Annotated in this window: 11 protein-coding genes; 8 read left to right on the top strand and 3 right to left on the bottom strand. The window is 72.1% G+C overall.

Annotation, left to right across the window (positions count from 1 at the left end; translation table 11 throughout):
- The 6 genes from AB0M20_RS08835 to AB0M20_RS08810 all read left to right on the top strand — a co-directional run.
- Nucleotides 1-1,136: ATP-dependent helicase (locus AB0M20_RS08835; RefSeq protein ID WP_364296009.1), on the top strand; the 1,136-nt coding region annotated here is incomplete at its 5' end.
- A 90-nt stretch (nt 1,137-1,226) separates the two neighbouring features.
- Nucleotides 1,227-1,616, top strand: coding sequence for a hypothetical protein (locus AB0M20_RS08830; RefSeq protein ID WP_364296007.1), 390 nt, complete (start codon nt 1,227-1,229; stop codon nt 1,614-1,616).
- 85 nt (nt 1,617-1,701) lie between these two features.
- Nucleotides 1,702-2,379: a hypothetical protein gene (locus tag AB0M20_RS08825; protein WP_364296005.1), complete on the top strand. Its 678-nt coding sequence runs from the start codon at nt 1,702-1,704 to the stop codon at nt 2,377-2,379.
- 109 nt (nt 2,380-2,488) lie between these two features.
- On the top strand, nt 2,489-3,691 hold the full coding sequence (locus tag AB0M20_RS08820; RefSeq protein ID WP_364296003.1) for an ATP-binding protein: 1,203 nt from the start codon (nt 2,489-2,491) through the stop codon (nt 3,689-3,691).
- A gap of 20 nt (nt 3,692-3,711) precedes the next feature.
- Nucleotides 3,712-4,284: a DoxX family protein gene (locus AB0M20_RS08815; RefSeq protein WP_364296011.1), complete on the top strand. Its 573-nt coding sequence runs from the start codon at nt 3,712-3,714 to the stop codon at nt 4,282-4,284.
- Nucleotides 4,285-4,413: 129 nt separating this feature from the next.
- Nucleotides 4,414-5,724 carry a glycosyltransferase 87 family protein gene (locus tag AB0M20_RS08810; protein WP_364296001.1) on the top strand — a complete coding sequence of 437 codons (1,311 nt, stop codon included), beginning with the start codon at nt 4,414-4,416 and terminating at the stop codon, nt 5,722-5,724.
- Here AB0M20_RS08810 and AB0M20_RS08805 read toward each other — a convergent pair.
- The 3 genes from AB0M20_RS08805 to moaCB are packed head-to-tail and all read right to left on the bottom strand — an operon-like array spanning nt 5,711 to nt 8,382.
- Entirely contained in the window at nt 5,711-6,130 is a 420-nt protein-coding gene (locus AB0M20_RS08805) for a molybdenum cofactor biosynthesis protein MoaE (RefSeq protein ID WP_364295999.1), read from the bottom strand. The genes AB0M20_RS08810 and AB0M20_RS08805 overlap by 14 nt on opposite strands.
- A complete protein-coding gene (locus AB0M20_RS08800; RefSeq protein ID WP_364295997.1) occupies nt 6,130-7,371 on the bottom strand; it encodes a molybdopterin molybdotransferase MoeA in 1,242 nt (413 codons plus the stop codon). The genes AB0M20_RS08805 and AB0M20_RS08800 overlap by 1 nt, the downstream gene beginning before the upstream one ends.
- 9 nt (nt 7,372-7,380) lie before the next feature.
- Nucleotides 7,381-8,382 (bottom strand): bifunctional molybdenum cofactor biosynthesis protein MoaC/MoaB, encoded by a 1,002-nt coding sequence (gene moaCB / locus AB0M20_RS08795; protein ID WP_364295995.1) that lies wholly within the window; start codon nt 8,380-8,382, stop codon nt 7,381-7,383.
- Between the two features lie 554 nt (nt 8,383-8,936).
- Between moaCB and AB0M20_RS08790 the strand changes: the two genes are divergently transcribed.
- Nucleotides 8,937-11,429, top strand: a complete 2,493-nt coding sequence (locus tag AB0M20_RS08790; RefSeq protein WP_364295993.1) for a bifunctional diguanylate cyclase/phosphodiesterase — start codon at nt 8,937-8,939, stop codon at nt 11,427-11,429.
- A partial coding sequence (locus tag AB0M20_RS08785; protein WP_364295991.1) for a glycosyltransferase 87 family protein occupies nt 11,426-12,321 on the top strand: 896 nt, incomplete at its 3' end. The genes AB0M20_RS08790 and AB0M20_RS08785, both read left to right, overlap by 4 nt.

Here is a 12,321-nt window from a genome sequence, read left to right as displayed (position 1 = left end):
ACCAGTACGAGCTGCTGCGCCTGCTCAGCCCGGCGGACGGCAACCTGTGCGCGATCGGCGACCCGGACCAGGCGATCTACAGTTTCCGCGGCGCGGACGTTAAGTACTTCCTGCGCTTCAACGAGGACTTCACCGACGCCCGGCTGGTCCGGCTGACCCGCAACTACCGCTCCTCGGCGCCGATCCTCGCCGCGGCGGTGCAGGCGATCGCGCCGTCCTCGCTGGTGCGCGGCCGCCGGCTGGACCCGGCCCGGCTGGACCCGGAGTCGCCGCTGGTCGGCCGGTATGCGGCCGGCAGCGTCGCGGACGAGGCCGATTTCGTGGTGCGCACCGTGGACGAGCTGGTCGGCGGGCTGTCGCACCGATCGCTGGACAGTGGCCGGGTCGACTCGCGGGCCGTCGTACCCGGCACCTTGTCCTTTTCGGACATCGCCGTGCTCTACCGCGCCGACGCACAGTCCGGCCCGATCGTCGAGGCGCTCTCGCGGGCCGGCGTGCCGGTGCAGAAGCGGTCGCACAACCGGCTGCGCGATCGCGCCGGCGTCCAGGTCATCGCGCGGGAACTGCGGCACGCCGACGGGCCGGGCGGGTCGCTCTGCGCCCGCGTGAAGCTGGCAGCGCAGGTGCTCGCCCAGCGGTACGCCGCGCCGACGCTGGACGCCGAGCAGCTCGCCCCGGACGACATCTGGGCGGCCGCCGACCTGCTCATGCCGCTGGCACACCGGATCGGCGACGACCTCGCGCGCTTCCTGCAGGAGATCGCCACCGGCGCCGAGGTGGACGCGCTGGACCCGCGGGCCGAGGCGGTCAACCTGCTGACCCTGCACGCGGCGAAGGGTCTCGAGTTCCCGGTCGTCTTCCTGGTCGGCTGCGAGGACGGGCTGCTGCCGCACCGCTGGCCGGGCGCGCAGACCACCGAGGACGATGTGGCGGAGGAACGCCGGCTCTTCTTCGTGGGGCTGACCCGGGCGCAGGATCGGCTCTACATCAGCCACGCCGCCCGCCGGTTCCGCCACGGCAGCGAGCGCGAGCAGACCCCGACGCCGTTCCTGGCCCCCATCGACGCGGGGCTCTTCGAACGACTGGGTGACGCCGTGCCGGCCCGCCCGAAGGACCGCCAGCTGAGGCTGATCTAGCAGTAGCGCCGAGAGCAGCGCCCCGGCCACCAGGGCGGGACCGAACGGGAGAACGGATCGGCCACCGAGCACCCACAGCAGCGCGATCAGGTGCGCCAGCACGAGGCCGAACAGGACCGCGGACCAGCTGAGCACGCCCAGCCCGAAGGCCAGCACCGCCGCCAGCTTCACGTCGCCGAGTCCGAGCCCGTCCCCCGGCAGCAGCGCCACTGCCAGATAGCCGAGGCCCACCAGCATCGCCGCGAGCAGACCGCGGCCGATCGCGTCCGGCGTGGCGAGACACGCGACGGGCACCGCGATCGCGACGGCGAGGGCGCCGACCAGCGGGTCGGGCAGGCGCAGGCAGGACCAGTCGACGTAGGCCAGGACGAAGCCGATCGCGACGGCGGGCAGCAGAAGCAGCGGGAGCACGGGCCGGACCGTAGACACGATCGTTGGTCACCGGTGGCCGGCCTGTGGACAACCCCGTTCTGTGGATAACCCGACTCGGAATGATTCCGAGCTCGGGGTTTGTGCGGGTGCACGCTACGGTGACCTAGGTAGAAGCGCCTTGGAGGAACCGCTGATGACGCAGAACGGCCCGTACCCCGGCCCGCCGTCGCAGCCGTGGTCCAACCGGGCTCCGTCCGACGAGCCCTACACCGAGCCGGCCGATCCGTGGGGTGATCACCCGACCAGCGACGCCGCCCACACGGGCTGGAGTGGTCAGTCCGCGGCGATGCCGCCCGCCCAGCCGCCCGCCCAGCCGCAGTTCGGCGCCGCGCCGCTCAACACACCGCCGCCGTCCTGGGGACCGCCGGTGCAGCCCGCGCGGCGCAAGCGGAACACGCCGATCGTCGCGCTGGTCGTCGTGCTCGGCCTGCTCATCTGCGGTGGCCTGGGCACGACCGCGTGGCTGATTTCGCGGGACGACCCGACGGATCCCGTCGCCCAACCGACCACGCCGGCCACCACCTCGCAGACCAACGCGGTCACCGACCCGGAGCCGCGCAGCAGCGAGGACGCCCGGTTCGTCAAGAAGGGGCAGTGTGTCCGCAACGAGGGCACCCCCGACCAGCCCGAGATGAAGATCGTGGCCTGCGCCAGCGGCACCTTCGAGGTGCTCAAGCGGGTGGACGGCCGCACCAGCGGTGAGCAGGACGCCGAGCGCAAGTGCACCAAGGTGACCGGCTACACGAAGTGGTTCTTCTACGACAGCGAGCTCGACAGCCTGGACTTCGTGCTCTGCCTCAAGGAACGGTAGGTCCATCTAAGCCTGTCTAGCGGAAACACTAGACGAGGCTAGAGGGGCCGATAGACGGGTCTACGAAGATCTAGCGGCAACGCTAGACAGCCCGATACGGTGCTATCTCATGGACCCGGTCCGCAATCCATACGCTCCCGGTGCAGGTCAGCGTCCTCCCGAGCTGGCCGGCCGCGGCCGCGAGCTGGACGCCTTCGACGTCGTCCTCGAGCGGGTCGCCCGTGGCCGCCCCGAGCGGAGCCTGGTCCTGACCGGCCTGCGCGGTGTCGGAAAGACCGTTCTGCTCAACACCCTCCGGTCGGCGGCGATCGGCCGGCTGTGGGGCACCGGCAAGATCGAGGCGCGACCCGACCAGTCACTGCGCCGCCCGGTGAGCGCCGCCCTGCACATGGCGATCCGCGAGCTCACGCCGCACCATCGCAATCCCGACCGGGTCGACGAGGTGCTGGCCGTTCTCAAGGCCTTCGCCCTCCGGGCCAACGACGCCAACGCCAAGCTGCGGGAGCGCTGGTCGCCGGGCATCGACGTGCCGCCGGCCCGGGGCCGCGCCGACTCCGGGGACATCGAGATCGATCTGGTCGAGCTGTTCACCGACGCCGCCTCGCTGGCCACCGACGTCGGCACCGGCATCGCGCTGTTCATCGACGAGATGCAGGACCTGGGCCCGGCGGACGTCTCCGCGCTGTGTGCCGCCTGCCACGAGCTGTCCCAGCTCGGTGCGCCGCTGATCGTGGTGGGCGCCGGGCTGCCGCATCTGCCGGCCGTGCTGTCCGCCGCCAAGTCGTACTCCGAGCGGCTCTTCCGCTACCAGCGCATCGACCGCCTCGACCGGATCGCCGCCGACCTCGCCCTGTGCGCCCCGGCCGCCCGGGAGGAGGTCGAATACGAACAGAAGGCCCTGGACCTGCTGTACGAGAAGTCCGGCGGCTACCCGTACTTCGTGCAGGCGTACGGGAAGGCCACCTGGGATCACGCCCCGCAGTCGCCGGTGACCGACGCGGACGTCCGCGTGGCCGCGCCGGAGGCGGAGGCCGAGCTGGCGGTCGGCTTCTTCGGCTCGCGGTTCGAGCGGGCCACACCGGCCGAGCGCGAGTACATGCGGGCGATGGCGCAGATGGGCGGCGAGGCGGCCGACGACATGGACCACGCCGTGCCGACCTCGGACATCGCGACCGCGCTGGGCCGCAAGCCCGCCAGCCTGTCGCCGGCCCGCGACGCCTTGATCAAGAAGGGCCTCATCTATTCCGGCGAGCGGGGCACGGTCGCCTTCACGGTGCCCCACTTCGGCAGGTACCTGCGCACACAACCATGAAACAGGGGTATACCAAGATGATGAAGCCCGTTCGCACCGCCGCCCGCGTCATGCTCTCCGCGATCTTCGTCTCCAGCGGGGTCAAGATCCTGCTCAATCCCGAGTCCAAAGCCGAGTCGGCGAGCCGGGTCACCGAGCGGGTCCGGCCGCTGCTCGAGAAGGTCGACCCGCGCATCCCGACCGACGCCGTCTCGCTGACCCGGATCAAGGCCGGCGCCGACGTGGTGGCCGGTCTGCTGCTGGCCACCGGCCACCTGACCAGGCCCGCCGCGGCCGTGCTCGCCGCCGGCCTGATGCCCACCACGGTCGCCGGGCACGCGTTCTGGACGGCGCCGAAAGAGGACCGTGCCGCCCAGCAGACGCAGTTCCTCAAGAACCTCGGCCTGCTCGGCGGGCTGCTGCTGGCCGCCGCGGACACCGAGGGCCGACCGGGCCTCAAGTACCGCACGACGCACGCCGCCGGCCGCACTCAGCGGGAGGTCAAGCGAGCCGCCGACCGGACCCAGCGCGAGGTGAAGCGGGCCGTGCGTACCGCCAAGCGGGAAGCAAAGATCGCAGCCGTGTCCGCCTCCGCGGGTCGCAAGCTCGGGTGACCTTCCTGCGCCCCCGGCGTTGAACCGGCGGGGGCTACAAAACTGGCCGACGCCTTCTAGGCTTTGCCCCGCGGCGAGCGATCCGGGGGTCGAGCCATGCCGGCATTGGTGGAGCGAGCGCGCAGACTGATGTCTTCGCGACGGTCCATCGTGGTCGCTGCCGGTGCGGCGGCCGCGCTGGCAGCGGTCGCGTTCTTCATTCACGGGTACGCGCTGAGCGGCCTCGCCCTCGACCGCGGCGCGATCCGTGGCTGGCTGTCCGGCGACGGGCTGTACGCGTACCGCGATCCGATCTCGCACCTGGGCCCCGACCTGCCGCCGCCCGCGGCACACGCCTTCGTGCCGATCGCCTTCCTGCCGCTCACCCTGGTCGGCTGGCTGCTCGCGCTGGCCGGCCTGGCCGCGCTGACGCTCGCGATGGTGGCCCTGGCCGCCCCGGTCGCTCGGCGCTACGGTCAGCGCACCTACCCGCTCGTGCTGATCGCCGTCCTGCTCGCCCTCGCCACCGAGCCGGTCCGCGCGGCGATCGGCCTGGGCGAGCGAGACCTGATCGCCTTCGGTCTGGTCGTGGCCGACATCGTCGCCCTGCGCCGCAGCGCCTGGACCCGCAGCCGCGCCGCGTGGTGGCCGGGCGGCTCGAGCTCGCGGGGCCTGTGGGCCACCGGCGGCTGGGCCGGCGCGGGCATCGGCCTGGCGACCGTGCTGACCGTCGGACCCGGCCTGTTCATCCTCTACCTCGCACTCACCAAGCAGTGGCGGGCGGCGCTGACCGCGGTCACCACCGCGGGCACGCTGGCGGTGAGCGCCCTGCTGCTCGCGCCGCGAGAGACGGCCGCCTGGTTCGGTGAGGTGTTCCTGAGCCTCGACCGCACCGGCGGCGTCGACCGCACCGGCAACCAGTCGCTCGCCGGGGTGCTGGCCCGCCTCTACGACTCGGAGACCACGCCGATCCTGCTCTGGTTGTCCTTCGCGATGCTGCTGGTGGCGGTGGGCTTCATCCGGGCCCGGTCGGCACACTCCGACGGCGACGAGATCGCGGCCTTCACGCTGATCGGCCTGACCGGCGCGATCGTCGGCCCGGTGACCGGCACGCACGAGCTGATCTGGGTGTTGCCGGCCGTGCTGATCCTGCTCGACTCGGCGGCACGCCGGCGCCTGACCGCACGCCGTCCCCTGCCCGGCCAGGGGCACCGCTACCCGGGGCTGGGGCTGGGCATCGCCGGGCTGGCGACGTACCTGCTGTTCCTGATCGCTCCGGTGTGGACCTTCGACGACGCGCTGCTGCGCAACTCGTACGCGCTGGGTCTGATCCTGCTCGTCAACGCGCTGCCGTGGCGGTCGGGGGTGGCGCCGGCCTTCCCGATCAACCGCTGGCTGGACCGCCGGCGGCCCGTCGCGGCCCGTGCGATCCCGCCGGCGCGTCGCCCTATGGGCAGTTGACCCACTCGTCGGTGCCGTCGGCGAAGACCTGCCTCTTCCAGATCGGCAGCCGTTTCTTCGCCTCGTCGACCAGCCGGCCGCAGGCGGCGAAGGCGGCCGCCCGGTGTGCCGTGCTGACCGCCGCGACCAGGGCGACGTCCCCGATGGCCAGGCTGCCGATGCGGTGCGAGACGGCGACCGCGTAGACCTCAGGGTCGGCGGCGATCTCCTCGGCGACCTCGCGCAGCACCTGCTCGGCCGTGGGGTGTCCCTCGTACTCCAGCGCGGTGACGCCGCGGCCGTGGTCATGGTCGCGCACGACGCCCTGGAAGGAGACCACCGCGCCGGCCCGCCGATCGGCCACGGCGGCCTCGTGCGCGGCCAGGTCGAGCGGTTCGTCGACGACGTGGACCATGGTGACCGGCATCAGCGTTCCCCGGCGAGCAGCGGAAGTGGCAGGAAGGGCAGCAGGTCGCCGGCCGCGGCCTCGGTGCCGGGGCGGACCACCAGGAAACCGTGCGCGTTGGCCAGGCCGCGCAGCATAGCCGAGCCCACGTGCCCGACCGGCGTGGCGGACCGTCCATCGTGGGCGAGCGCGGCGAGGGCGAGGTGCGTGTCGTTGCCGCGGCCGTGCACCGGCCGGTCGGTGATCACCGAGAGGAGCCGCGGCAGCGGACGGCCGGCCAGCCCGGCGAGCAGCGGCTGGACCAGGGTGATCAGCGCGATCACGGCGGACTGCGGGTTGCCGGGCAGCCCGGCCAGGAAGCCGGCTGTGCTGCTACCGGCCGCTGAGCCTCCGGCAAGGGCGGAGAACCCGGGCGTGCGGGCGAGGAGCATCGGGAAGCCGGGGCGGACGGCGACGGTGTTCACCACATACTCCGCGCCGAGCTCGGCCAGCGCCGGGTGCAGGTGGTCGACCGGGCCGTGCATCGTGCCGCCGGTGGTGCAGACCACGTCGGCGGTCTCCAGCGCGCCGCGGATCGCCTCGAGGTGCGCCCCCAGCGTGTCCTCGACCGGCCCCGCGACGGCGGCCGTGTCGATGGTGGCGCCGCAGCGGCGCAGCCACCCGGGCATCTGCGGGCCGAGCGAGTCGCGCACCCGGCCGTCGCCGGGCGGGCCGCTGGTGAGCAGCTCGTCGCCGAAGATCCGCAGCGCTGCGCGAGGCAGCCGGCTGACCGTCAGCGTCTCGTAGCCGCAGGTGGCGGCCACGCCGGTCACCGCGGGGTCGATCGACGTGCCGATCGGCAGCAACTCCTCGCCCTTGGTCGCCTCCTCGCCCGGCAGCCGCCACTCCGGCTGCTGCCGCGGACGCCCGCTGACCAGCCCGTCGGCGTCGCGGGTGGACTCCTCGACGCGGATGAGCGCCTCGGCGCCGGCCGGGACCATCGCGCCGGTGGCGATCTCGACGCAGCAGCCCGCTTCGGTGAGCGGCGGCGGGATCTCGCCGGCCAGCACGCGGCCGATCGGCCGCCAGGGCGCCGGCCCGCGCACGGCCCAGCCGTCGATGCTCGAGGTGGGGAAGGCGGGCAGGTCGGTGAGGGCCAGGAGCGGCTCGGCGAGGGTACGCCCGTCCGCCGCGTCGAGGGGCACGACCTCCGGCGCCGCCCTCGCGGAACGCCCCGCTTCATACGCCAGCCGGCGCGCCGTCTCCCAGTCAACCGCGGTCACCCGTCGAGCCTAATGGTCTCCTCCGCGGATCTGCTCGAGCGTGTGCTTCAGGATCGGGCCCAGCACGGCCAGGCCGTCGCGGGCGCCACCGGTGGAGCCCGGCAGGTTGACGATCAGCGTGCGCCCGGCCACCCCGGCCAGCCCGCGGGAGAGGGCGGCGGCCGGCACCTTGTCGCGGCTGTGCGCGCGGATCGCCTCGGCGATGCCCGGAATCTCGAAGTCGAGCAGCCCGCGGGTCGCCTCGGGGGTGCGGTCGGTCGGGGTGACGCCGGTGCCGCCGCTGGTCAGCACGACGTCGACGCCGTCCGTCACGGCCGCGCGCAGGGCGTCGGTGACCGGGTCGCCGTCCGGCACCACGACCGGCTCGTCGTCCACCGTGCAGCCGAGCTCGCGCAGCCCGGCGACGAGCAGCGGACCGCTGGTGTCGGCGTAGACACCGGCGGCCGCCCGATTGGAGGCGACGACCACCCGGGCCCTCATCCGCGGTCCTCCGGGCGCCGTCCTCAGCCCCACCGCCGCCCCTGACCGGACTGAAGGCCGTACCCAATCGCCGGTCTTGCCGCCCTCCTTGCGCAGCACCCGCACCGATTCGATGCTGGCCGCGGGATCGACCGCCTTGACCATGTCGACCAGCGCGAGCCCGGCGGTGGCGACCGCGGTCAGCGCCTCCATCTCGACGCCGGTGCGGTCGGCGGTCTTGGTCGCCGCGACGATCTCGACGCCCTCGTCGGTGACCTCGAGGTCGACGGTGACGCCGTGCAGGGCGATGGGGTGGCAGAGCGGAACCAGATCGGGTGTCCGTTTCGCACCCATGATCCCGGCCAGTCGCGCGACGGCGAGTGCATCGCCCTTCGGCAAAGCGTCACCGCGGAGCAACGCGACAACCTCCGGTGTGGTCACCAAGCGGCCGGCCGCCACAGCGCGACGGACGGTCACCGACTTTGCGGAAACATCGACCATCCGGGCAGCGCCGGTCTCGTCGACGTGAGTAAGCAGGGATTCGTCGGGCATAACGGGAGTTTATAGCCCGCCTGGCGGCAACGGATTCGCATATCCCGGGTTTAGGCCGCACAATTCTTAGACGGCGTCGACCGCGCACCTCTCCGCTGCTCAGCGGCACTGTGCGTGCATTGATAACTACACCTTAGTGGATATTGCTTGTCAATCCAATGCGTAAACCGAACAACACGGTCCGCTATTTGGATAGCCCAGGCAAAGGCTCCTGGAATATAGCCCTGAGTTCTTGATTCAAAACATTCCGTGACACTCAGGCCGCGGATTCTCGCATTCTGCGTAAAACGGCATCAATGACTACCAAAGCCGCAACGATTCACATAACGTTCTCCCTGTCGCGACAAGGTCAACACAGAAGCGTTCCGGCAGGGCTCGCGAAGGCTCGCCGGGACTCTCAGGGGTTAGGAGAGCGCCATGCGCGGTTCTGAGTGGGGCTGAGGTAGGTGCGCTGGGGCCACCCACCGCAATACGCTGATGACGGATCGGTCGGCTCGCCCGATCCAGCGTGGCGGAGGAGGACGGTGACCCGCGAAACAAGCTTTGACGACGACGTGACTGACAAGCGGCTCTCGCTGCTGGTCAGTCTCGTCGTCGTTTCGGGCGGGGTCGCACTCCTGACGGCGCTGGTCCTGGCATGGACGTCCGGTAAACCTCCGTCGTACATGGTCGCCGCCGGCATCGTCGGCGCCATCGCCGTCGGCAGCCGCACCCAATGGCGGATCCGCATCCTGTCGCACACCCGGGGCATCTCCTGGCCCGAGGTGGGCGTGCTGGTCGGGCTCTTCCTGCTGCCACCGGCCTGGGTGGTCATCTGCACCTGCGTGGCCGTGGCGATCGCGAAGTTCACCAGCCGCCTGGCGCCGCAAAAGGCACTCTTCGGCGTCGCCAAGGACGTGCTGGCCGCGAGCGCGGCCGGCCTGGTCTTCACCCTCTTCCACGTGCGTACGGACGGCGATCGCCCGGAGTTGCACGTCGGCGCGCTCGTCGTGGCCGTGCTGTCGATGTGGCTGGTCGACGAGTCGCTCATCGTCCCGGTCATCGCGCTGGCCACCCGGGTCACGCTGCGGGAGTCGCTGCGCGCCGACTGGGACATGCGGGTGCTCGGCACGGTCGCCCGCTGCCTGGTCGCCCTCCTGGTCGTCGGGATCCTCTCCACCGGCGCCGACGCCCGGCTCCTGGTGCTGGTCCTGCCGCTCGTGGTCTGCGTCCACCTGTGGCAGACCGCGCAGATCCGCAACCGCGAGGAGCGGGAGTCCTGGCAGCGCCTCGCGGTGACCATCGACGAGCTCAACGTCGTCGAGCTGACCGCGGTCCTGGACGCGGCGGTCACCCGGTCGGCGCGGTTGTTCTCGGTCGACGAGGTGGACATCGAGGTACGGCTGGGCGGCGCGGCTCGACTCGTCCGCGGCAACGCGAGCGGCGTCAGTTACGACGGCGACGCTGACGAGGCGCCGACCCGGCCCGGCGCCGAGATCATCCGGGAGCTCGCCGGGCACGACAGCAGCGATCCAGTCGGTGAGCTGCGCCTGCGGCTGAGCCGGTCGGTGGAGCTGACCGAGTCGGAGACCTACAAGCTCAAGACGTTCGCGTCGGCGCTCTACACGGCGATCCGCAACGCGAGCTCGTATGCCGAGCTGGCGCGGATCTCGGCCGAGCACGCGTACGCCGCCGCGCACGATTCGCTGACCGGCCTCGCCAACCGCCGGGAGCTGCTCGAGCAGGCCGAGCGGATGTTCACCGGGCATCCCGACGAGGGCATGGACGCGCTGCTGCTGATCGACCTCAACCACTTCAAAGAGGTCAACGACACGCTCGGGCACGCGGCCGGCGACAAGGTCCTGCGTGAGGTGGCGCAGCGGTTGCAACGGGCCTCCCGCGACGCCGACCTGGTCGCCCGGCTGGGCGGCGACGAGTTCGCGGTGCTGCTCACCGGCCTGCCCACCCCGGCGATGGCCAAGCACCGGGCCGAGACGCTGCTCTCCGCGCTGGACGGCACCATCGAGGTGGACGGCATGCGGCTGACCGTCGAGGCCTGCGGCGGCATCGCGCTCGCCCCGGGCAGCGGCAGCGTCACCGAGCTGTTGCGGCGCGCCGACGTGGCGATGTACCAGGCGAAGCGGTCCGGCGACCGGACCGTCGACTACGCGCTGTCCCGCGACACCGCGGACGTCGGCACGCTGATGCTGGGCGGCGAAGTGCGCCGGGCGGTGGCCGCGCACGAGTTCAGCATCGACTTCCAGCCGATCGTCGACCTCGGCAGCGGCGAGGTGATCTCGGCCGAGGCGCTGGCCCGCTGGCCGCACCCGACCCTCGCGCCCAGCCGGGTGCTGGAGACCATCGAGCGGTCCGGGCAGCTGCCCGCCTTCTCGGACGCGGTGCTGGAGCAGGCGCTGTCGGCGGCCGGCGTCTGGCGGGAGGCCGGCTTCGACCTGCCGGTGGCCGTCAACGTGTCACCGCGCAGCCTGCTCGATCCGTCCTTCCCCGAGTCGGTGCTGACCCGGCTGACGGCCCACGGCGTGCCCTCCGACCGTCTGGTGCTCGAGCTCGCCGAGACGCTGACCATGAGTCAGCTCGAGGTGGTGGAACGCACGCTGCGGGATCTGCGGGATGCCGGGGTACGCCTGGCCCTGGACGACTTCGGCACCGGCGTCTCGTCGCTGTCCGTGCTGCCCCGGATCCCGGTGCACCAGTTGAAGATCGGCCGCAGCTTCGTCTCCGCGATCGAGACGTCGTCGGAGGCTGCCGCGGTGGTCCGGTCCACCGTGGATCTGGCCCGCAGCATGCAGCTGACGGTGGTGGCCGAGGGCGTGGAGAGCGAGCCGCAGCGGCACGTCCTGTGGGAGCTCGGCTGCGTGGCCGGCCAGGGGCAGCTCTTCGCCCGGCCGATGTCCGCCGGGCGGATGCTGGCCGCCCTGCAGCGTGGCTCGGGCGGCCGGCCGGGTGTGCTGGCCGAGGCGCTGCACGACGCCGGGGCGGTGGTCCGGCTGCCACGCCGCCGCGCACCCGGGCACGGGAGATCGTCTCTGCCACACTTGCCCGCGTGATCCTCGATGTCGTCCTCTACGGCCTCTCCGCCGCGTTTTCTCTGGTCACGGGCCTGACGTCGACGTTGCTGCCGCATCGGGCGTGGGGCTCGATCGCGGTCTGGGGATACCTCGCGGCGTTCCTCGTGGTCGTCGTGCAGCTGGTGCTGCGGCGACCGGCCTGGCGCATGGCGCTGACCTGGGTCACCTTCGTGGCGGTGTCGCTGGTGCCGCTGATCGTGCAGGCGGTGCAGCGGGCCGGCGGGCGCACCGACCGGGCTCAGGAAGAGGTGCTGGTCGTCGAGCGGATGGGCGCGTCGCTGTGGTCGTCGGGCACGCCGTACCTGTCGCACGACGCCATCGCCGCCCTGCCGGTGTCCGAGCGGCTGTCGGAGTATCGGCCGTACCAGCCGGGGATGGCCCTCTTCGGCCTGCCGCGGGCATGGTTCGGCGACGTGTGGTGGACCGACTCGCGGGTGTGGTTCTTCGTGGTCACCGCGGCGGCTCTGGTGTGGGCCGTCCGCCTGTTCCCAGCCGCCAGGGCGGCCCAGTCCGCCACCGTTTTCCCGGTTTGCGCGCTCACCCTGGCCACCGGCGGCGACGACATGCCGGTGCTCGCGTTGTGCCTGCTCGCGCTGGCCCTGTGCGCCTCGGACCGGTATCTCGCGGCCGGCGTGGTCGTCGGCGTCGCGGCGGCCCTCAAGCTGTTCGCCTTTCCGGTGGTGGCGGTGCTGGTGGTGCTGGCCGTCGCCACCGGCAACGGACGCCGGCTGATCCCGTTCGCCGTGGGGCTGCCGGTGCTCGCGTTGGTGCCGTCCCTCCTGGTGAACGCGGATGCGCTGGTCGAGAACGTGATCCGCTTCCCACTTGGGCACGGCCTGGTGAGCAGCCCGGCGCAGTCGCCGTTCCCCGG

It is taken from the genome of Actinoplanes sp. NPDC051633, assembly GCF_040681735.1.
Lineage (GTDB): Bacteria > Actinomycetota > Actinomycetes > Mycobacteriales > Micromonosporaceae > Actinoplanes.
This window is presented reverse-complemented; position numbering and strand designations above follow the sequence as displayed.